This is a genomic window from Nocardia sp. NPDC055321 (genome assembly GCF_053645575.1).
On record NZ_JBSHMS010000003.1, the window covers coordinates 145,734 to 166,399 of the forward strand.

The 20,666-nt window shown below is 66.0% G+C and carries 22 protein-coding genes; 5 read left to right on the forward strand and 17 right to left on the reverse strand.

Annotation, left to right across the window (positions count from 1 at the left end; genetic code table 11):
- The first annotated feature begins 29 nt into the window (after positions 1 to 29).
- The gene (locus ACWIGI_RS05520) at positions 30 to 476 is read left to right on the forward strand and encodes a Zn-ribbon domain-containing OB-fold protein (protein WP_454201150.1); all 447 of its coding nucleotides are present in this window, start codon (positions 30 to 32) and stop codon (positions 474 to 476) included.
- The gene (locus ACWIGI_RS05525; protein ID WP_454201151.1) at positions 469 to 1,668 is read left to right on the forward strand and encodes a lipid-transfer protein; all 1,200 of its coding nucleotides are present in this window, start codon (positions 469 to 471) and stop codon (positions 1,666 to 1,668) included. The genes ACWIGI_RS05520 and ACWIGI_RS05525 overlap by 8 nt, the downstream gene beginning before the upstream one ends.
- Positions 1,669 to 1,763: 95 nt before the next feature.
- Here the strand turns inward: ACWIGI_RS05525 and ACWIGI_RS05530 are convergent, their stop codons facing one another.
- Positions 1,764 to 2,435: a DUF2625 family protein gene (locus ACWIGI_RS05530; protein WP_454201152.1), complete on the reverse strand. Its 672-nt coding sequence runs from the start codon at positions 2,433 to 2,435 to the stop codon at positions 1,764 to 1,766.
- A 153-nt stretch (positions 2,436 to 2,588) separates the two neighbouring features.
- Here ACWIGI_RS05530 and ACWIGI_RS05535 point away from each other — a divergent pair, with 153 nt between their 5' ends.
- Together ACWIGI_RS05535 and ACWIGI_RS05540 are read left to right on the forward strand one after the other, a co-directional pair.
- Positions 2,589 to 2,900 (forward strand): hypothetical protein, encoded by a 312-nt coding sequence (locus ACWIGI_RS05535; RefSeq protein ID WP_454201153.1) that lies wholly within the window; start codon positions 2,589 to 2,591, stop codon positions 2,898 to 2,900.
- Positions 2,901 to 3,007: 107 nt separating this feature from the next.
- Positions 3,008 to 3,430, forward strand: coding sequence for a hypothetical protein (locus ACWIGI_RS05540; protein ID WP_454201154.1), 423 nt, complete (start codon positions 3,008 to 3,010; stop codon positions 3,428 to 3,430).
- A gap of 205 nt (positions 3,431 to 3,635) precedes the next feature.
- On the opposite strand, the gene ACWIGI_RS05545 is transcribed toward ACWIGI_RS05540, so the two are convergent.
- The 4 genes from ACWIGI_RS05545 to ACWIGI_RS05560 all read right to left on the reverse strand — a co-directional run bounded on the left by ACWIGI_RS05545 (position 3,636) and on the right by ACWIGI_RS05560 (position 8,628).
- Positions 3,636 to 4,382, reverse strand: a complete 747-nt coding sequence (locus tag ACWIGI_RS05545) for a nucleotidyl transferase AbiEii/AbiGii toxin family protein (RefSeq protein WP_454201155.1) — start codon at positions 4,380 to 4,382, stop codon at positions 3,636 to 3,638.
- Complete coding sequence (locus ACWIGI_RS05550) at positions 4,379 to 5,020, reverse strand: type IV toxin-antitoxin system AbiEi family antitoxin domain-containing protein (protein ID WP_454201443.1); 642 nt, start codon at positions 5,018 to 5,020, stop codon at positions 4,379 to 4,381. The genes ACWIGI_RS05545 and ACWIGI_RS05550 overlap by 4 nt, the downstream gene beginning before the upstream one ends.
- A gap of 644 nt (positions 5,021 to 5,664) precedes the next feature.
- Positions 5,665 to 8,202, reverse strand: coding sequence for a tetratricopeptide repeat protein (locus tag ACWIGI_RS05555; protein WP_454201156.1), 2,538 nt, complete (start codon positions 8,200 to 8,202; stop codon positions 5,665 to 5,667).
- A gap of 12 nt (positions 8,203 to 8,214) precedes the next feature.
- A complete protein-coding gene (locus tag ACWIGI_RS05560) occupies positions 8,215 to 8,628 on the reverse strand; it encodes a hypothetical protein (RefSeq protein ID WP_454201157.1) in 414 nt (137 codons plus the stop codon).
- Positions 8,629 to 8,884: 256 nt separating this feature from the next.
- Between ACWIGI_RS05560 and ACWIGI_RS05565 the strand changes: the two genes are divergently transcribed.
- The gene (locus ACWIGI_RS05565) at positions 8,885 to 10,336 is read left to right on the forward strand and encodes an ApeA N-terminal domain 1-containing protein (protein ID WP_454201158.1); all 1,452 of its coding nucleotides are present in this window, start codon (positions 8,885 to 8,887) and stop codon (positions 10,334 to 10,336) included.
- Between the two features lie 31 nt (positions 10,337 to 10,367).
- On the opposite strand, the gene ACWIGI_RS05570 is transcribed toward ACWIGI_RS05565, so the two are convergent.
- The 12 genes from ACWIGI_RS05570 to ACWIGI_RS05625 form a co-directional block, all read right to left on the reverse strand.
- Complete coding sequence (locus ACWIGI_RS05570) at positions 10,368 to 10,847, reverse strand: hypothetical protein (protein WP_454201159.1); 480 nt, start codon at positions 10,845 to 10,847, stop codon at positions 10,368 to 10,370.
- A 161-nt stretch (positions 10,848 to 11,008) separates the two neighbouring features.
- Entirely contained in the window at positions 11,009 to 12,616 is a 1,608-nt protein-coding gene (locus ACWIGI_RS05575; RefSeq protein ID WP_454201160.1) for a DNA cytosine methyltransferase, read from the reverse strand.
- Positions 12,617 to 12,754: 138 nt separating this feature from the next.
- The gene (locus tag ACWIGI_RS05580; protein WP_454201161.1) at positions 12,755 to 13,417 is read right to left on the reverse strand and encodes a hypothetical protein; all 663 of its coding nucleotides are present in this window, start codon (positions 13,415 to 13,417) and stop codon (positions 12,755 to 12,757) included.
- Positions 13,418 to 14,247: 830 nt separating this feature from the next.
- On the reverse strand, positions 14,248 to 14,613 hold the full coding sequence (locus tag ACWIGI_RS05585) for a hypothetical protein (RefSeq protein ID WP_454201162.1): 366 nt from the start codon (positions 14,611 to 14,613) through the stop codon (positions 14,248 to 14,250).
- Between the two features lie 88 nt (positions 14,614 to 14,701).
- Complete coding sequence (locus ACWIGI_RS05590; RefSeq protein ID WP_454201163.1) at positions 14,702 to 15,742, reverse strand: DUF2637 domain-containing protein; 1,041 nt, start codon at positions 15,740 to 15,742, stop codon at positions 14,702 to 14,704.
- Positions 15,739 to 16,155 carry a hypothetical protein gene (locus tag ACWIGI_RS05595; RefSeq protein WP_454201164.1) on the reverse strand — a complete coding sequence of 139 codons (417 nt, stop codon included), beginning with the start codon at positions 16,153 to 16,155 and terminating at the stop codon, positions 15,739 to 15,741. Before ACWIGI_RS05595 ends, ACWIGI_RS05590 begins: the two co-directional genes overlap by 4 nt.
- A gap of 43 nt (positions 16,156 to 16,198) precedes the next feature.
- Complete coding sequence (locus ACWIGI_RS05600) at positions 16,199 to 17,197, reverse strand: toprim domain-containing protein (protein WP_454201165.1); 999 nt, start codon at positions 17,195 to 17,197, stop codon at positions 16,199 to 16,201.
- Between the two features lie 5 nt (positions 17,198 to 17,202).
- On the reverse strand, positions 17,203 to 17,586 hold the full coding sequence (locus tag ACWIGI_RS05605) for a hypothetical protein (protein WP_454201166.1): 384 nt from the start codon (positions 17,584 to 17,586) through the stop codon (positions 17,203 to 17,205).
- Positions 17,587 to 17,591: 5 nt separating this feature from the next.
- Positions 17,592 to 17,984 carry a hypothetical protein gene (locus tag ACWIGI_RS05610; protein WP_454201167.1) on the reverse strand — a complete coding sequence of 131 codons (393 nt, stop codon included), beginning with the start codon at positions 17,982 to 17,984 and terminating at the stop codon, positions 17,592 to 17,594.
- 3 nt (positions 17,985 to 17,987) lie between these two features.
- On the reverse strand, positions 17,988 to 19,499 hold the full coding sequence (locus ACWIGI_RS05615) for a hypothetical protein (RefSeq protein ID WP_454201168.1): 1,512 nt from the start codon (positions 19,497 to 19,499) through the stop codon (positions 17,988 to 17,990).
- 36 nt (positions 19,500 to 19,535) lie between these two features.
- On the reverse strand, positions 19,536 to 20,099 hold the full coding sequence (locus tag ACWIGI_RS05620) for a hypothetical protein (RefSeq protein WP_454201169.1): 564 nt from the start codon (positions 20,097 to 20,099) through the stop codon (positions 19,536 to 19,538).
- Between the two features lie 35 nt (positions 20,100 to 20,134).
- The gene (locus ACWIGI_RS05625; RefSeq protein WP_454201170.1) at positions 20,135 to 20,632 is read right to left on the reverse strand and encodes a hypothetical protein; all 498 of its coding nucleotides are present in this window, start codon (positions 20,630 to 20,632) and stop codon (positions 20,135 to 20,137) included.
- Between the last annotated feature and the right edge of the window lie 34 nt (positions 20,633 to 20,666).

Sequence of the window (20,666 nt, forward strand, 5' to 3'; positions counted from 1 at the left end):
AATAGAACGTGTTCCTATAACGTCGGCTTGTGCAGAAAGAACAACGCCCCGCCGTGGCCGACTGGTTCACTGCGGATGACGGTCAGGTGCGTCTGCAGGGAACCCGGTGCAACGAGTGCGGCACACCGTACTTCCCGAAGAACACCCTGGCCTGCCGTAATCCGCAGTGCTCCGGTCCGCACGACGGCACCGAGCTCGCCGAGTACCTGTTTTCCACGCGCGGCCACATCTGGTCGTACGCCGATGCCCGGTACAAGCCGCCCGCGCCCTACGTCTCCCCCGACCCCTTCGTGCCCTACGTCGTCGCGGCGGTGGAGCTCGAGGTCGAGAAGATGGTGATCCTCGGGCAGGTCGACCGTAGTTTCACGGTCGACGACCTGGCCGTCGGCATGCCGGTGGAACTGACCATCGGCACGCTGTACGAGGACGACGACGCCGAGCACACGGTGTGGATGTGGAGGCCGGTCAATGACTGACACGAATCGCGACATCGCGGTCCTCGGCGCGGGTATGCACCCGTGGGGCAAATGGGGCCGCAACTTCGTCGAATACGGGCTCGTCGCCGCGCGCGCGGCGCTGGCCGACGCCGGGGTGAGCCATCAGGAAGTGGGCTACATCGCGGGCGCGGACACCATCCGCAACGGCTACCCGGGCTTCGTCTCCGGCGCGACCTTCGCCCAGGCGCTGGGCTGGTCGGGCGCGCAGATCTCGAGCAGCTACGCCGCCTGTGCCTCCGGCGCGCAGGCCATCGCCAACGCGCGTGCCCAGATCCTGGCCGGGCTGACCGACGTGGCGCTGGTCGTCGGCGCGGACACCACCCCGAAGGGCTTCTTCCAGCCGGTCGGCGGCGAACGCCGCGACGACCCGGACTGGCTGCGCTTCCACCTGCTCGGCGCGACCAACCCGATCTACTTCGCGCTCTACGCGCGCCGCCGCATGGCGCTGCACGGCGCGACCCTGGACGACTTCGCCGCGGTCAAGGTGAAGAACGCCAAGCACGGGTTGAACAACCCCAATGCCCGCTACCGCAAAGAGGTTTCGGCCGAGGAGATCGCCGCCTCGGCCATCGTCTCGGATCCGCTGCGCCTGCTCGACATCTGCGCGACCAGCGACGGCGGCGCGGCGCTGGTGCTGACCTCCATGGATTACGCACGCCGCCAAGGCATCACGGATCCGGTGCGGATCTCGGCACTGTCCACGGTCACCCCGACCTTCCCGAAAACCGTGCTGGATCTTCCGGATTTCGCGACGGACTCCGCGGTGGCCGTCGAACCGCCGTCGCGCACCTTCCGGTCCTCGCTCGCGCACGCCGCGTACGAGGAAGCCGGCCTCGGGCCCGAAGACCTCTCGCTCGCAGAGGTTTACGACCTGTCGACGGCGCTCGAACTCGACTGGTACGAGGACATCGCGCTGTGCGAGGAAGGCGGCGCGGAACAGCTGCTGCGCAGCGGCGCGACGACCCTGGGCGGGCGGATCCCGGTGAATCCCAGTGGCGGGCTGGCCTGCTTCGGCGAGGCCATCCCCGCCCAGGCCATCGCCCAGATCTGTGAGCTCACCTGGCAGCTGCGCGGTCAGGCCGACGGGCGTCAGGTCGAGAACGCCACCGCGGGCATCGCGGTCAACCAGGGGCTGTTCGGGCACGGTTCGGCCACCATCGTCACCCGGTGACGTGATCCTCGAAAACCCGGGTGCGGCCCGGGTTTTCGGGGAGTTCCGCCTTGCTCGGCAGCGGTCGCCGGGTTCGCCGTCGCGCGAATCCGGCGTCAGTGCAGGGTTTTGGCGGTCGCGACCAGCAGGGCGATGACCTCGGACATCGGGGCGGCGCATCTGCTCGTCGCGGCGATGTCGGCCAGGCCCTCGGCCGACCACAGCGGCGGGTAGATCGAAAGTCCCTGTCCCAGCGTGAGTGTGCGGATCTCGTGGTGCCAGTCGGGCCAGCGCAGGTCTTCGTAGAATTCGGCGGTGCCGCCGCCGAGCGCCCAGTGCACGAAGGCCGAATGGCCGCAGCCGATCGGGGTCCACTCCAGGGTGTCCGGGCCGAAATAGCAGACCTCGCCCGGCTCGCCGGGCAGCTCGCCGCCGTTGACGGCGAAGCGGCCGCCGAGCACGTCGACGGCGACGACCAGCGCGTCGGTCGGCAGATCACCGGGCCGGCGCACGCCGTTGGAGGTCGCCAGATCGGGCAGTTCCGCACTGCCGCCGCCGAGGATGCGCAGCCACCCGTAGTCGACCAGGATGCCGCCGGTGTTGAGCGCGAGCGCGCCGAGGGTCGAACGTGCGGTGACCTGCAAGCGAATCAGCGTGTCACGAGCCTGCTCCGGGTCCGGCGGCAGCACGGTCACGGGGACGGTAGCCCACCTCACCAGTTCCCGAAGCTCGGGCCACGCGGGGTCTTTCACGTCCGCCAGTTCTTGAATAGCACGAATCGACGACACCCCTCGATTGTTCCACCGAACGACCGAACTCCGCTGCCCCCGCGTAACACTCGCTCCCCCACGGAGATCTTCATCCGGGGGCCTGATCGTATTCATCGGCGCATCAGGCAAACTCGAACCCGCAAACCGAACACAACCGCTTGGAGTGAACGAATGCGCAAGATCCTGTCCTCCGCCCTGCTGACCGTCGGCGCCGCGTCCGCGATCCTGGTGGTCCCCACCGGGACCGCGTCCGCGATGGACCCCGCCTGCCTGGCCGCCGCCGACATCATCAACAGCTACAGCTCCCTGGGCCCCCGCCCCTACGAGCTCGACGACGCCGCGACCCGCCTCCGCGCGATCGAGGCGACCGGCGACGTGGATGCCGCGATCGACGCCTACGCCGACGCCCTCCAGAGCCGCGACAACTCGATGGTCGGCCAGGCCGTGGTGGTCCTGAACGGGATGTGCGCCCGGACGGCGTAAGCCTCCCCTTCCGCAGCCATGCCGGGCCGGGGCGCGCAGTGCGCCCCGGCCCGACGTGTCCTTCCGCCCCGCGACGTCGAGCCCTCGAACAAGTTCGGACCAACAGCGTGAATGACGTACCCCGATGGAAGCAGCTGCATTTCAGGGTGGAAGGCGCCACCGGCGGCAAGCTCTCCATGCTCCTGCGAAGGGTGGCCGACGCCCTGGACACGATCGACGGCGTCGTGGTCTCGGACCTGACCGTCCACTCGATCCTGACCGACGATGCCAAGTTCAAACCGATCGTCGACGTCTACTACTGCCTCGCCTCCGACGTAGATATAACCGGCCCGGTCCCACCCGGCTCGAACATCGTCTTCCACGCCACCCAAGCCAATCCCTTCACCAAAGGCACTCGGGGAGTATCCGATCTGCTGAAGAAGTTCGCGGACGAAACCCTCACCGGGTGTGGTGAGGTACAGATCGAAACGATCGTGTTCAATCCCCCGCTGGACGAGGAGGACGCCGAAACGTCGGGCCCCGCACACTGACCGTCTACTACACCGATTCCACCTGACGACGTCGATGTGGGGTCCATCACGCACCATTCATCGGCCCGAAGGGGACATAGCCCGAGACTCTCCACACGCCAATGCGATGTCGATCCAGACCGCATCACTGTCGTCGATGCGCAGAGCGCCCGCTCGCACCGCGCGTCACGGCCCGACGTGTTGGATCGGCACGATCGCTGGACCGCTACCCGACGCGCGCCCAAGCTTCTCTGACAACGGCCAGTGCGGCGTCTGCGGTGACGCTCAGGCGGGTCTGGCCGGCCAACTGGGTGTTCCAGTCGTTTTCGTCCGGCGCGCGGGTGAACAATTCGGGAGCGGGCAGGCGGTTGGTCGGGCCGTAGCGCCGATACAGCGCGCCTGCGGTTTCGTCGATGGCGCCGAAACCGGTGAGCGCCCACAGATCCCAGAGGTCGCGCGAGGCACGGCGGTCATGCCAGGTCACGGTCTTTCCCGCCGCGAAAGCCGACAGGGTAGGGACATACAGCTCCGCGGCAGGCGCGTCGCTGTACCGCTGCTCCATCTCACGGAGCTCGGCCGGCCAGAGCGTTCTGCCCTGAGCCGACAACAACTGGATCTTCACCGAGATACCGGACGCCGAGCGGAGATTCGCGGCTCCGGTCTCGGGAACCGCACTGAGCGACGGCGACCATTCCAGTCGGCCCATCGTGCGCGCTACCGCTCGGGGCAGCGCGGCGTCGAGCTCAGCGGCCAGCGCTGTTCGGTTGGTCAGCGCGACAAGGTCTATGTCCTCACTGAGCCTGCCGTCGACCAAATGCGTACGCGCGAGCGCGGTTCCGCCGATGAAGTGCACCCGCTCACGGAACCCCCGGCTGATCGCCGCGAGGAGGTGGGAAATGAGATGATCGCGCTCGACCTGCTCCGGAGCCACTCCGAATTGCGCGGCGACACTGTCGAATTCCTCGATGCTCATGCCTCCACCGCACTTCTCACCCGGCGCAGAGCGGCACCCAGCCGCTGCTCCGCCGCGAGCTCGGCAAGCCTCGCCGGATCACCGCGGAGGTACAGCGCCGCGATCGCCGATCGAACCTCGGTCTCCGCGTTGCCGAGCGCCGGACGATGGGCGAGGTCCAGCACGGTCTGCTCCGGGGTGGTGACCAGTGCCGGGCCCAGGGGTGTTTCGATCCGCTCGGCGTCGAGCGCATCGGTATCGCGCCGTACGAAACGGATCTGCGCGGAACGGTCGGTCAACACGATCGGCCGATGCTGGCTGGGCACCGCGACAACGGCGGTCGCCAAGGCTCGCGGTACCGCCCCGAGCAGCCGCGCCGCACTGATCCCCATGACAACGGCCCGGTCGGCCCCGTAGATCGACGAAGCGACACCCGCGGCGGCCGCCTCGAGACTCGGCAACCAGGTCCGCCCAACGTATTCGGGCGGCACGACTATGTAATAGCCGTGCGCCACCCGGTGCAGCAGCCCCTGCTCGACGAGCCGCGCGATCTCGGGCCGGGGCTGCACATAGACCCCGGCCAGATCCTGCGGCCGCACGGTGCGCAGCGGTTGTCGCCAGATCTCTCGCGGTAGTTGGCCACCACGCCGCTCACCCATCAGTTCCAGCCTCTCGATGAGTATGCATATTGTTGGTTTATACCCAACGGAATGCATACTAACCGAATGGTGTCATCGAAACCGGCACATGTGCGTAGAGAATCTGAATGCAAACAGAAAACGGCAGGCACCCGAAGGAACCTGCCGTTTTCGAAGAGTGGGCGCAGAGGGGATCGAACCCCCGACCGCTGGTGTGTAAAACCAGTCCAGCGGAGGGCGGGACGATACCGCGCTTGACTGGCAATTTAGGTCAGGTGGTTGCCGCAGGTCAGTGAGATCCAAGGCGAAGCACTCGGGACACAGGGACACGCTGCGGTACACAGTTGGATACGCGTCTGCCCCACGTTTGCCCCACGTGCCGCCAGCCCTGCCCCTCGCCGCCCGAGCCGATCAGACGTCGCCAACCCTTCCTGGAAGGCAAACCATGGCGGCACCGCGGACGTGGCCAAATGGTTTCGATGACACGAGACCCACCCCATCCGCCCAGCCCAAACTCTCTGCTCGCAGGGTACGGACAAACACTTTCACCGACCCAGAAAATCCCTGTCTCCCTAACCACCTCGGAGGCGGTGCTAGGAAGGTTGGGTTCAGAGACTGACCGAGCGAATCCGCCCGGCCTGCGGAGGTTCTCGGGAGCGATCGTTTTAGAGACCCTTTTGGAGATTGCGTAGTCGAGCGAGGTTTTCGCGGGAGATCCGGGTGGCGGGGTGGTCGATGCCCAGCACACGCTCACGGTCGGTGAGCGTCCGCTCAAGCAGTGGGACGGCTTCGCTGGTCCGGCCCACCGACTTGTAGGCAAGGGCGAGGTTGTTACGGGAGGTCAAGGTGTTCGGGTGGTCGATGCCCAGCACACGCTCACGGTCGGTGAGCGTCCGCTCGAACAGTGCGATGGCTTCGCTGGTCCGGCCCACCGACTTGTAGGCAAGGGCGAGGTTGTTACGGGAGGTCAAGGTGTTCGGGTGGTCGATGCCCAGCACACACTCATAACCGGTGAGGTTTCGTTCGTGCAGTGGGATGGCTTCGCTGGTCCGGCCCGCCGACTCGTAGGCGATGGCGAGGTTGTTACGGGAGGTCAAGGTGTTCGGGTGGTCGATGCCCAGCACACGCTCACGGTCAGTGAGTGCCCGCTCGAACAGTGGGACGGCTTCGCTGGTCCGGCCCGCCGACTCGTAGGCGATGGCGAGGTTGTTACGGGAGTACAGGGTGTCGGGGTGGTCGATGCCCAGCACACGCTCACGGTCGGTGAGCGTCCGCTCAAGCAGTGGGACGGCTTCGCTGGTCCGGCCCGCCGACTCGTAGACGCTGGCGAGGTTGTTACGGGAGTACAGGGTGTCGGGGTGGTCGATGCCCAGCACACGCTCACAGTCGGTGAGTGCCTGCTCAAGCAGTGGGACGGCTTCGCTGGTCCGGCCCGCCGACTCGTAGGCGATGGCGAGGTTGTTACGGGAGGTCAAGGTGTCGGGGTGGTCGATGCCCAGCACACGCTCAGAGTCGGTGAGTGCCCGCTCGTACAGTGCGATAGCTTCGTTGGCCCGGCCCACCGACCTGTAGGCAAGGGCGAGGTCGTTGCGGGAGGTCAAGGTGTCGGGGTGGTCGATGCCCAGCACACGCTCACAGTCGGTGAGTGCCCGTTCGTGCAGTGGGACGGCTTCGCTGGCCCGGCCCGCCGACTCGTAGGCGCCAGCGAGGTCGTTGCGGGAGGTCAAGGTGTCGGGGTGGTCGATGCCCAGCACACGCTCATAGCCGGTGACGGCCCGCACCGTGTAGTCGATAGCCCGACCGTGGGCTCCCTGGTTCAGAAGGAAAAGGGCGGTCTTCCGGAGGGTGCCGACGGTGACGAGGGTGTCGTGCTCGGTGCGTGTGGCTAAGGAGTCGATGTGCGGCAACAGGATTCGCCATGTCGGCCATGTTCTAGGGTCACGCTCGTCAGCAGGTAGGGCACTCTGCAGTGTGGTCGACGCGCGAACGTGAGCGCGCTCGATCTCCGCCAAGCCGCGGCGCGGGTCATCGAGATCGGCAGTGCGCGCCACAGCCTGTACCAGCCGGTGGACCGACACCGTTGCAGTGTCCGGGTCGAGTGTGATCATGCTGTACGCGGTGAGCGCACCCAACGCCGCATGCAGCGCGGGCGGATCGGCAATGCCGTCGAGAAGTCCGACCGGGATGCCGTCGGGAGCGTACCACGCCATGACGCGCAGGATCTCGGCGGCCTCCGGGTGGGTCGCGGTGATCCGATCCATGGTGACCCGCCAGATCCGGGCGATCGTGCGCTCGGCACGGGTGCGCGCGCCGCCGTGCCGATAGATCTGAGCCGGATATGTGGCGAGCTGGTCGAGGTATTGGGTGGGGGTGAGTGCGGTCTGTTCCAGATACGCGCCGGCCTGCTCGACCGCCAGCGGCAGATGCCCCAGCTCCCGGCACAACGCCGCGGCGCCATCGAGTGCTCGCGGTGGTGTCCTGTTGCCGGTGATGATGTTGGTCAGCAGGGCGAGCGATTCGGCCGGAGCCAGCACATCCATCGACACCACCTCAGCGCCGATATGTGCCCATCCGGTTGACAACCGGCTGGTCAGCACAATTCGCCCACCCTGGGCGCGGGCCAGGACCGGGTCGATGTCAGCCGGGTCCTCGACGTTGTCCAGGATCAGCAGCCACCCCGAATGCGTTGCCAGCCACTGTAGGGCGCGGTCGGCGAGCTGCTCAGTCGTCAACCACTGCGCCAGCGTCGGCTGCAGTGCTGCGGCAAAGCTCGCCAGCTCCTGCTGCAAGACGGCCGGTTTGTCGGCGTTGATCCACCATTTCGGGATGTGCCCGTGCGCGCGAGTACGCGCCCACTGTGCGACCAGGGTCGTCTTACCGATCCCACCCAGACCGTGTACCGCCTGCACCACTACCCGCGCCGTGTCGGCCAGCGCGGTGTCCAGGCGATCGAGTTCGCGGTCACGGCCGACGAAATGCGCGGACACCGCGGGCAGGTTGTCGATCCCGGGCGGCGCGTCGAGCTGCGCCATCGGGAGAAGGGCCTCCGCGGGCAGAGTCGTGACGCGCGCGCCGCCGGCGATGACGGATCCGACCACCGAATCCGGGCCGATCGCGACCGACCCGGGGCCCTGCGCGTGAACGGTCGAACCCTCCGCCACCGGATCGTTATCCGATTCGCGTCTGCGGCCGAACCGGTTCACCCAGGCCATGTTTTAGGCGACATCGCCGCCGGAAATGCTTCCGGCGGTGCCTTTGAACGCGACCGATCCGTCGCCCGACGCCACCACCGAACCTGGCGCCGGAGTCGCCGACGGTGCGGTCGGCGCGGGGCTGGAGCTACCGACCTCGCCCGCGGTGACAGCACCGGCGACCGTGCCGGTCGCGGCCACCGCACCACGTCCGGACGACTGCACCGTTTCCTGTGGGGCGGTGCCAGATTGGCGCAGGAACTGCCACAGCGACCCCACGAACCCTGCTGCGGTCAACCCGGCCACGATCACCCACCACCACCATCGTGTGTCACCGCCGGTGGCCATGTTCACCGCCACCGCCAACCCGGTCGTCACCACCGCCACCACCGCAGTCGGCACCGCGACCTTCTTCAACACGACCCCCGTCGACGCCACCGCAGTCCTCCCTCACACGAACACCGAAACCCGACTGCCCCAAGGCTAGTCACCATCACCAACCGGCCATCGAGGAAAGCAAATCCGGAACGATCGTTTCAGAGACAGAACTACAGCTTCCGCAGCTGAGCGCGGTTGCCTCGGAAGGTCATGGTGCGGAGGTGAACCTCCGGGCAAGGTACTGGCGTGCCGGTAACGACTTCCCGGCCCTCTGCCGATACCGCACAGTAGTGCCAGACAGTAGAGAAGGGGCGGTATGTCGGCGGTTCAGATCAAATTTGCGGGGACTTTTTCCAATCCAGATGAGCCACAGCTGAGTTCTAGCGGATTGCTAACCGTTCACAGCGACGGAAGCAAGGCAGAGTTGGCCACCGACAGTCACATCATGACGGAACGAAGCGTGAGCATGGATATAGCACACGCCCACGAGACCCATATGATGCTCGGCGGCTCACCCGCAGACAATATCTCAGACTTTTCCCCTCGAACCTTCTTCGGCACCACCGAGGAAGGAGTGGAGCTAACTGCACTTGATGCCCGCATATCCTCAAGTCGTGTGTTCAGCATGAGCTTCAGCGAAGGCGGGGGGCAGCGTTTCAACTGTCGCACCATTATCGTCGGGTCTCATTTTATGCCCGACCAAAAAATTACCAACTGTCGCTACACTTTTGCGGGTTCGTGGGCATCTCACCTGAACGACAAGGAGGCTTCGGTCCCACTGTTCGGCGGCTGCACGCTGAAGTTCACCAATGCAGAATCATCGTTCGTTATGGATATCGAATGTACTAGTGGCGCATTGTTGCGAGAGTACGAAAGCCATATCCTATTCTCTTACATGAGCCTCCTCAAGACTGCGACGCAACAGCGCTTGCGGGTTATCTCCATGCAGATCAAATCCGAGGGCGAAACGAAATGGTCGGACGTTTACCTCTCGCGGGTTGATCGAGTCAGGGCAAACCCAACGAGACGTCCATGGATTATGCGCGATGAAGCAGTTACAGCAGATCACATCGCCAAATGGATATCGAACAGCTATAAGGCTGACAGCCTTGTAGAGGGCCTAGCAGGGCTCGATGAGGAAGCTCCAATAGAATCACAGGTGATATCTCTCACAGCTATCGCCGAGGGCTTGCATAGAAAGCTTTTCGATCATCGCGTCGGTTTCGCTGGAATGACCGGGGATCAACTGACCGAAGTGCGCACCGCAGCTTCCAGCGCCGGGACTACGAAGTTCACCGAGCTCGGAGGAATCGATGCCGAGAGAATGGCAAAGAAGATTGGCGACAGCCTGAATGGCCTCAATGATCTCTCCTACCGAGAGCGAATGATTGAGCTTGAGCAGACAGCATCACTTCTAGAACCGGGCAGTATGATTACGTCCGATTTTGCGAATTGGAGCTCTGCCGTAGCATTCGTTCGAAATAAGTTGGTCCACCAACTTCCCTACGTAAAAGGAAAAAAGGATAGGCCAATATTGGGTGAAAAGCTTCGCGAAGAAAAAGAGCGTCTACTAGATCTTCAAATCGCTACATCGTATTCACTCAGCTGGATACTACGGCTGACACTGCTTTCGCTCGCAGGATTTCAACAGGACGACTTGTCCGAGGCTATTGCAGAATTCGAAGACTATCAATATGCATGCGCAAACATCGAATCTCTTATGGCTGGGCACCCAAAAAGTCGAGATGCTCAGAAGAAATCCGAATAGAGCTGATTACTAACCGAGGCTGGTCAAGTGATCATTCAGAGCTGGTCGCCGACTGCGGCTTTCGTCGTCGGCGATCAGCACTCGCATCCGCGCTGAGGCCGAACCCGGCTCTGCTGTTGAGGAACTCCACGACCTCGCGTGTGCGGTAGTAGCGGCGCGCTCCGCGGTCCTCGAAGTCCGCGCATTGGTCGATGCGGTCGCGATATTGGGTCAGGGTCTTGCCGTTCAACCCGAGCAATCCGGCGATCGTCCCAAGGGTGCGGTAAGACTCGGGATCCTCAGGCATCGAGTGCGTCGGTGGGCGACGCTCGGCCTCCCATCCCGATAGCCACGTATCCAGCTCCCCGAGGTCGTACTCCTGGTGTCGTGCGCCCGGCCCCGTTCCCGCAGCGCGCGCCCGCGGGCGCACAGGTGCGGGGAAATCCTCGTGTGGCACCCAGGCATTGCGAATCGTGCTCAGGCTCAACGCACGCCGTTTCGCCCATTCGCCGAGTGTCACCAACTGTGCCATCACTCCATTCTCCGGGCCGACCACGCTCCTACGGCCCTGCGGGCGCGCGCCGGCGTTACGCTGGCAGGGTCCTTGCTTCTCGCTGGGACACCTCGGGCGGCCGGTATGGCCAGCCACGACCTTTGACAGGTCGCGGGTTACCGGCCGCCCTCCTCAGGTGCTCACACGCTCCAGCGGTCGATGTCCTCTCCCGTGATCGCTTCGACCAGTGCCGAGATCAGGATCTCCGCTACTGGCGGGGTGACGGCGTTGCCGTACTGGCGCACCCTCTCTCGCTTGTTTCCCAGCACTGTGTAGCCGTGGGTGAACGCCATCGCTGCGCCGATCTCGTGGGGCTCCAGCATCCGGAACCGAACGTCTGCGATGTCGCATTCGGTGATCGCCTCCACCAGGGCGTACCGGTCGCGGGTCGACAACGCGCCGATCGGATGCGCCACCGGGCGGGCGGTGCCGTGGCCGTAGTACGGCATCAGCAGCGCTGGCCAATCCTGCTGCGCGCCCTCGCCCGGTTGCACCAGGCCGTGGTGGTTGCCGCTGGCGGTGACGGTCGAGAGGGCGTCGGTGACTGCGCGCGCGTCGCTGCTGCCTCCGCGTAGCTCGGTCACGAAGGGCAGGAACGCGATACCCGTTTCGGCACGGGTGGTCTGGGTGCGCAGCGGCACGCTGGCCGGTTGCGCCTCCTTGCCCTCGCGTCCTTCCATCGGCACCACCAGCGGCGCGGGCACTACCGCCCCGTGCCCGGCAACCGGTGCGGGCAGACGAGTTATGAACTGCGGAGGGATCATCAGTCCGTCGTTCTCCCGGGTCGTGCGGGCAGGCAGCGGTGCGGTGACCGGGGTCGGCTCGTCGCGCCAGGTGCCTCCGGCGGGCACGACCAGGGGCAGCTGTCGCGCGTAGCGACGCAGCCCGGTCAGGATCCGTGCCATTGTCTTCTCGGCCAAGGGTTTGGCGCGGTCGCCGATGCGCTGGCCGGTCAATGCCCAGTCGATCGCCGCCGCTGCCGCGAGCGCGGGCGGTTCCAGGATCTGGTTGCGGCACCGCACTCGCGGGCACCGGTACACGTACTGCTGGCGGTAGCGGCCCATATCGGCGCGTTCGGTCTTGAAGACCTGCATGGCCGATACCCACTCATCACACATCGCGCAGAACGCCAACGGCCGCAGCCACTTCGACCAATCCGGGCTGCGACCCAACCCCCGGTCCCAGTACGCGACGTACAACCGGTCCCGGCTCTGCGGGGCGACCGGTGTCCGGATCGATTGGGCGTGCATCGAATTGAGAGCTATCACCCGTGTGTGGTAGCCCAGGGCCCGGATTTCCCCGATCCAGCGATTCCACTGGTCCCACGCTCGCACCTCGACGACGTTCTCCACCACGCCCGCGCGGACCTTGCCGCCGCGTTCGATCACTCCGCGCAGGTACATGGGCACCTCCTCCATCAGAGCGCGGCTGCGTTCGGCCTCCTCATCGCGAGGAGTGTCGAACAGGTCGCCTTGCAACGTGCGGTCGTAGTCGCGGGCCTTGCCGCGCGCCGAGGACCATTGCGGGCATTCCGGGCTCGCCCAGAACAGATCAGCCGCAGGCCACCGATGCACCGGGGCCTCACGGATATCGCCGAGATGGTGATCGGTCTCGGGGAAGTTCGCCGCATGGGTCTCGATCGCCCGCGCCCAGTGATTCGCCGCTCTTGTCACTCGCACACCTGGGACCGCGTGTGAGCCTTGGCTCGAGCCGCCCGCGCCGCAGAACCAATCCATCAGATCCAACATGACTGTCGTCCTTCATTTCTCGCTGGAGCGGAAGCCGGTCGGAGTGGCCAGACCCCGACCGCGTTCCATTACTAAGTCTACCCGTTATGGTTGAATTACAGTCCTGGCCAGCGCAATTCGTCTCGCGGTTGCGGAACCTCAGGCTCGGTGTTGATGCGGATGCATCAACCTGATTGACGCATCCGCATCAATCGCCTTCGTCGGAACCTCGAACGGCTCGCGGCACACCCCGCACAGGATCGGGCCCGCGTCGATGGTCTTCTTGGCGGCGCGGACTCGACGCGCCGGCGTGCACGCGCACAGCATCGCGCTGCCGTTGCGCGGGGCCTTGCCCGCCCCGCCCCCCTCGCCCTCTTCCTTGCCGCCCTCGGGGGGTTCGTTCTCGGAGCGACGGTAAGCGATGATCGCGGCGTCCAGCTGCCGGATCTGCCGCTCGTAGGCCACGGCGGTGCCGTCCGGCACGGTAGTGGTCAACCAGCCTCGCTCACGGGCGCGTTCGGCGATCAACCCGAATTCGATGGCGATGTCCCGGAACTTGCCGTTGTGGTAGGCCCCGGCGCGGCTGGTGTCCTCGATCGCGCGGGTCACCGCGGCACCGTGAGCGGCTTCGTGCAGCAGGGTGCCGAGTACCTCGCGTGCGCCCATGGCCAAGCCCTCGCCGCCGACGAACAGTTCCGGCATCACCTGCTGACCGACCTTCCAGCGGTCGGGGCCGAAGTGGCCCAGCTTCAGCGAGCCGCGCCGGCCCATGGATCCCGATGCCATGGTCACCACCACGCCGGGGATATCGGTGTGCCGCACACGCAATTCCGTCCACACGGTTTCGATCGCGGCGATCAGGGGACCCGAGATGGCATTCATGCCGCACCTCCGAGAATTGACTACTATGCACCAGTTCTACCGAATATAGTGCCCGCCAAGCATTCTCAGGCAGTCGTTCCCGATCGTTACTGATGCCTGCGAATCATTTGTTCGATCGTTGCGCATCAATTGTGTTGGCGCATACGCGCTATTCCCGCTCGACCTGATTCTTCTCGTTGTGGTCATTCTTCGCATCAACCGGCGCTGAAGTCCGTACGCGCGTTGCATCTTAATGCTTGTGCACCAACGGAATTGATGCCTACGCGTCATTTCCTTGCGAGTCCGACCTCGTCGTTGTGGTCCCCCTGATGTCGACGTTGCTCCCGGCGCGACGTCCGCTCCCAGCCCTCGCTCTTGCGGTCCTCTCCCAACGCTCCCCCGTCGTCGACGTACCGTTCGCTCCCAACCCTCTGCTTGTGGTCTCTCTGTTGTGGTCTCCCTTGTTGTGGTTGTTCCTTGTTCTCCTCGTTTCTGTTCGGTGGTGGTTTGTCTGCTGCCTGGCTCCCACTCTCTTCAGCGAAGCGGGAGAGAGTGGGAGCCAGGCAGCAGGCGGGCCACCACCGAACACCCCAGGTCACAGCGATTTCGTATCGCATTTTTATCGCAACACTTGTGTGCATCCATTGCGCATTGAGTGTGCATTGAGTGTGCATTCGTTCCGAATCAAAAACCGCTCCCCGGGGACAGCTAGAGGCCCGTCCAGCGAGTGCTGGACGGGCCTGGTCGGGGCTCTGCGCGCTAGGGCAGGCGGGTCGGGTACTGGTCCCGGATCACGCCATCAAGATGGCGGCGGGCTCGTCGATGTCGACGCTGCTCAGATACCGCCACTCGATCCGGGTCACGATGCTGTCCGGGGTACAGCCCTTGTGGGTACGGCAGAAGAACGCGACGAACTCTGCTGGGCTCATCTCCGGGAATCCCTCGGCGCTCACTTCGGTCGAGGTGATCTGGTTCAGCGGTTCACGACCGACCGCAACGATCTGGACCTCGACGATCCGCACGAGCGGTTCCCCGCGCCGGCGCCCCATCACTTTGCGGCACAACGTCACCCGGTCCCCGGCTGCCAGGTGGAGCCACCCCATCCGCCGCGTGACGGATTTGGTGCGGGCGCGCACCTGGGGCTCGGTCAATGACACGGACATCAATCTCGGCATGGGTCGTCCTTTCGAATTCGCCCGGATGCCTGCGGCACGAGCACGCGGGCACCCGGTAGAGGGGTAGGTGTCACCGGATCAGGTGCAGGACGTTGCCGTCCGAGTCGTCGTCGGGGTCGGGCCCGCGGGCGTGATCGTCCTCGGCGCGCAGTCGTGCCAGGATTTTGCCGACTTGCCCGTGCGAGAGCCCGACCATGGGCGCGATCTGGCGCAGAGTCATGCCGCGATCGCTCATCGCGAGGATGCGTTCGTCTCGCTCGGCGGTGTCGAGTACCTCGTCCGTCTCGTCGCTGTCGCCTTCGGTGTCTCGTGGAGACAGCGGGGAGACAGCCGATGTCTCGTCGGTGTCTCCTGTGCGCATGAAAGAGACAGCGGGAGACACCCGGGTGTCTCCTGGAGACACCATGGGAGACAACGGGATTGGTACCTCGGTGCTCGTTCTGTCAAGACCGTGCTCGATGTTGTCTGGCTTGCGTGGTGAGTCGTCGGGGGCGCGGGGTATCTCGATGAGGATGGTCAACCCGTGCAGCACGGCCAGCGCCGCGATCGGCGCGGTGGAGGCGATGATGGCCGCGATCGGTGCGGACACTGTGACTTCGGCTGCGTGGGCTCCGTTGCCGATCAGCGAAATCAGTTCCGCCAGCGCCAATGTCCACATGAAGTACCGGCGCTTCCCCGGGGACACGTGCACGCCGGCCTTCTCTCGGCGCTTCAAGACCACCAGCGCGATCGCCGATTGGAAGATCGGCCCGTCCACGATGAACGGTGCGCCCCACGCCAGCCACGAGGTCATGCCCGCCTGCTGCGCCAGATCGTGCAGCGCGATAGCCGACCATCCGCCCGCGACAACCAGCACCACGGTCACCGCGGCCAGCGCCGCGCCTTCGACTCGATCCCACTGCGCGCGTGTCTCCACGGCTGTCTCCTCGATGGCGGCGGTGTCGCACGGCGGCGGTGCCGGTGTCTCCTCGGCAATGACCTCGGGCGGTGTCGAGAGACAGGTGTCTCCCTGCGGCGCGCGTGAGGTGGTGGGGTCTGGGAGTTCCGGCGTGCCCGAGGGCACAGCGTCGCCGCTGTGCCCTGCGGTGGTGCCGGGGTGGTTGCCGGTCACCTGCCACCGCCGTTCGCGGCGACGGCGGAGGTGTACACGGCGGTGTAGAGGCGGGCCTTGTCGTTGTCCGGGTCGGGCCCGGTGTAGGTCACCGACAGGGTCGCCCCGACATCGAAGGTGTCCGCGCCGGCGGTGTTCATCGCCCTGCCGATGGCTTCCTCCATGCGGCTGGTCGGGTACAGGTTGCGGGGCCCGTTCGGGGTGCCGAGGGTGATGAACATCTGCATGACGGTGCGGCCCTGCTCGTCCAGAGCGACCTCGCCCGGCGCCCCGCCGTACTTGAGCTTGGGCTGCTCGCCCATCTGGGTCACGGTCCCGTACACCGTGGTGCCGGGCTGAGAGTTCTTACCGAACGCCGAGGGGATCCTGTTGGCGGCCCGGGTGAATCGCTGTCCGAAGTTCGTGCTGGTCATGATTGGTGTCTCCTTGGTGGTCGATGAGGGATAGATGGATAAGTCAGCGGGAGCGGGTGGCGCTTCGCTGCTGCGGTCGCGGCTGGCGGTAATGGCGGTCGAGGTAGGGCACCATTTCCAGGTCCTCGAACCCGTGTCCTGCGTCGAGGTGATCGGAGAGGTCTTTGCCCGCGGCTGCTTGCAGGACGCGGACCTCCCCGACGTGGCCGTGCAGGGTTTCGGCGACTTTGGCGGCGTGGAGGTAGCCGGGGCGGTCGCGGTCGGCGACCACGATCACCCGGCCCGCACCGTGCAGCCATTTCGCGTGTGCGTCGGTCCATTTGCCCGCGCCCATGGCGTTGCAGGTGGCGACCTGCCCGGCCGTGAACGCGCGCTGGACGTCTTTCTCGCCTTCGCACACGTAGATCTCCCGGCCTCCCTGTACGCCCTCGACGACTTCGGGCAGCCGGTACGGGATCGGCGCGAAACCCGAGGGTTCCCAGCTGGTTCCGTTCCATCGGATCTGGTTGAAGGACTTGCGGTCCCCACGCTGGTGCGGGGTCCGCCGGCGGTTGATCGCGCCCTCGACGTGCCCGTCCGCGCGGCGGTACACGTAGGAGCAGACGTTCTCCGTCGCGCCGATCGCGTCGCCGAGATCGGGTTTGGCGGGAATCTCCAGGCGGGCGTAGTCGATCGCCTTGTCCACCAGCGATACTCGCCGCTGCTGGGCCTGCTGGTTCTGCGACGGGCCCGGCGGGCGAGGCTGCCCGCCAGCGGGCTGCCGGGTGCGTTCGGGCAGGCGGTCCCACATGTCGCGGACCTTGAGCCCGACACTGTCCAGGACGTCCTTGTCGTCGCAGTGCGCGAAGCACCGCACGATGGTCTTCTCCTGGGCGGAGTCGTACCGGACCCCCAGCGACGGGTTGTGGTGCTGTCCATCGGCCTCGTGGACCGGGCACAGGAACAATGTCCACCGTGCCCGGTCCCGGCCCGGACCCATACGCGCGGTCAAGGCAGAGGTGATGATCTGCCAGGACCTGCCGTGGACCGGATCGTGAGTCATGCCGATCAGCGCTCCCGCGAGATCTGCCCGCGGCGACGACCGCGAGTGCGGTCGTGCTCGCGATCGGGAGCGGTCAGTTCCCGGGCCTGAAGCAGGCTGCGGTACTGCACCCCGTCGAGAGGATCCCAACCCTGGGCGCGGTTGTGTTCGACGTTGTCCATGTGCCGGGCCATGGTGTCGGGCCGGTCCCGCCAGTCCGCGTACGCGTCGGACAGGAACTGCCACTGCTCGGCATGCGGGCCGGAGTGCCAGCGGCCGTGGATCTCTCGGACTTTGCTGAAGCTCTCCCCGATCTCCTGTTCAGTCACGTCGGCCTGACATGTCCGGGCTTGCAGCGCGGCCTGGTCTCGGAAGTCGCTGCGCATCATTTCTTCGTGTTCACGTTCCATCACGCTCACCGCTCCCGTCTGATCGGGAGACGCTCGGCCGGCGGTCGCAGCGACCGGATCGCCGAACGCTCCTCGCTGGCCGCGTTTTCGGCCTGATCGATGCTGCGGCGCGCGACCTCGGTCAGCCCGTTCGCGATGTACACGCCCGGGTTGGCGCGCACATCGTCGGCGAAGATCCGCATCTCCCGCGGGCGGTCGCGCCAGTCCTGGTAGCAGGCGTGCAGGAACTTCCACTCCGCCTCGTACGGACCGTCGGTCCACCGCTGGTCGTATTCGCCCACACGCCTGTCGATCTCGCTGACTTCGCTGGGCGAGAGTCCGGGCCACAGGGCTTTGAGGCTCTCGCCGAAGCGGTCGGAGAAGTCCGCGCGCATCGCTTCCTCGTGCTCGTCGTACATCGCTCAGCGCTCCCGCGGCGGACGGACCGCACCACCGTTGACCGGCTGCGACGGCCCCGGACCGTTGCCCTGCTGCTCACGCGCGACGCGTTCGCGGCTGCCGTACCGTTCCTGCTCGGGCGTGGCCTGGGCGAGCTTGCGCACCGCCTCGTCCCGTTCCCCGCGGTACTGATCGCGTTCATCGCGCGCGGTGCCGAGTTCCTCGCGCAGCTCGCGGATCTCGGCGTTGGTGCGCAGCTGGGTGTTCTTGAGCGCGTCCAGCTCCGCTTGCGTCGCCTCGGCCTGCTGTCGCTGCTGGTCCCGCTCGGCGGCGATCGCGTCCAGGCCACGCTGAAGCATCAGCACTCGCCGTTCCAGATCCTGCTGATCCGTTGCGGTCGCGGACTTTTCGCGGGTCCGGTCCTGGTCCGGAGGGTCGGACTGTTCGGTGGTGACCTCGTTCTGCCAGTCGTTCATGCTGCGCCCGATCTCGGCCTGGTTGCCCTCGGCGGTGTAGAACGGGAGCCGCCGCCCGGTCTCGCGGGCCCGCACCGCGAACGTCGAGCCCGGCGCCCAGGTGTTGAACCGCACCGCATCTCGGGTCCAGTCAGCGGCTTCGGCCTCGGACGCGAAGTAGGCGCGCATCCCGTGCCGGCTTCCGTCGGGAGCGCTGGAGGACAGCGTCACCTGGCAGCGCGAATTGGCCTCGGCGTGGGCGAACTCCCACCGCACCTCCTCGGTCGTCATCCCCGCCCGTTTGGCCTGCTCGGCGGCTTCGCGGCGGGCGGTGACCCCGTACGGGTCCGGGGCACGACCGCTGGCCTGGTCCCGCAGCCACGTGTACTGCACGTGCCGGATCGTCTGCACCGCGTTCGCCCGGGCGGTGTCGCGACCGATCTTCACTTCGCTCGCAATCGACGAACCCTGATCCCCCGCAACAGCTCCCGACTTACGCAGGAGGTGGCGTTGCAGGGTGGGCTCGTGCACGTTCATCGACGCCAGCCGGTGATCGAGATCGACACGGCGGGCCTCGACCCACTTCTCGGACTCCACCGCCGTGGCCCGGGCCTCGCGCTGCTGAGTCTGGGTCATCGGCTCGAACACGGCCTCGAACGCGGGGTTGGTGCGGTAGGGCCGGCGGGTGGCCTTGTCCAGGGCGTGCACTACCTGCCCGCGGCGCTCGGTCGGCATCTGGGCGGTGGTGAGCGATTCCTCGATCCGCAGCCGCATCGCGTCCAGACGCTCGGCGTCCAGGGCGGCGTCGTGGTCGGTGTACAGCGGGTCGTTCTCGCGCCGGTACCGGGCCGCGGCGTGCTCGCTGCGGTAGTCCGCGACGCGTTTGGTGTACCAGGCGGCGGTGACCTTCTCGGCCTGGACCTGGCCCATGATGTGCTCGGCCAGCTCGCGGCGCTGCTTGCGGGTGAGCTTGCCGGTGCCGTCGGCGTTGCGCAGGGTGCGCAACCACTGCCCGGCGACGTTCAGGACGTCGCGGAAGGTTTTGCCGGTATCGCGGGCGATCTCGTCGATTTCAGACATGAGTGTGTGAATTCCTTTCGGGGATAACGGGTTCGGTCAGGACGCGGTTGGCTGGTCGGGACGCTCGGGGTTCGCGAGCAGCCATTTGAATCGGTCTCCCTCGAAACGGGTGCTGAGGGATCGGCTGCTCAGGTCGGTCATTTCGAGGTGGTAGAACTCGGCAGCGACGTCATCGGGTACGTCAGCAGGAGAGGGGGCCGGTTCGTCGGTCTCGGGGGTGACGCGGCGAAGCAGGCGGGGCATCGCGTGGTCGAGTTGCAGCAGTCGTCGGCCCAGTTCGGCGCGAGTACCAGGGGCGTACTGGGCGACGATCACCACGGCGAACCACAGGCCGCGCAAGACACCGTCGGCAAAGTCGGTGTCGGTGCGTTTGGAATCGATCAGGCCCAGCGCGAACGCCTGGTACTCGTCCCTGGTCAGCTCGGCGGACCGGGTCAGCAGCGCCGCCAGGCTGTCGAACGCTGTTGCTGCACCGCCGGATTCGTCCGCAGGTTCGATGGCTTCGGCGGTCGAATTTCTCCCGATACCAGGAGTTTCGAGGTCGTGAGCCGGGGGCGGTGGGCCCGCCACCTCATTCGTGAATGAGTTGTTGGGGTGCATTGGTTTCCTTCCTTTTGTGGTGGTGATGACGTGGCTCAGGGCGTGGTGCGGTGGACGCGGGCGGCGCGGCGTTCGGTGAACGCGGCCAAGGCCAGCGACGGGGACGGCCGGTGTGCGCTGTTCCAGAGCAGGTAGACGACCCAGCCGAGGCCGTAGACCGTGATCGGGGCTCCGACCTCAGCGGGCTGCCCCCAGATCGCGACCGTGGAGGCACCGACCACAACGAAGGAACTCGCGGCGCTCGCTCGCCAGATCTGCCCGCGGGTATGCGTTACCGCCGCCGGCACCGGGGTTGCGACCGGCTTGAGTGCGTCCGCTGCCGCGGTCTCGGATGCGGTGGCAGGGTCCGTCGCGACAGGGAACAGGGGTGTCACCGAAGCCATCGGAGTTTGCGGGGTGGTCTTGGCGCGGTCGCGCTCGTCGAGCCAGTCCTGGATCTCGTCGGCCAGTAACTCGGCCTGCGCGGCGGGATCGTCGCTCGGGCGGGGCTTCTCGTCGTCGTGGTCGTCGTCGTGGTCGCGGAAGATACGCATAGTGGTTGTGCTCCAATCGAATTCGGACTGGCAG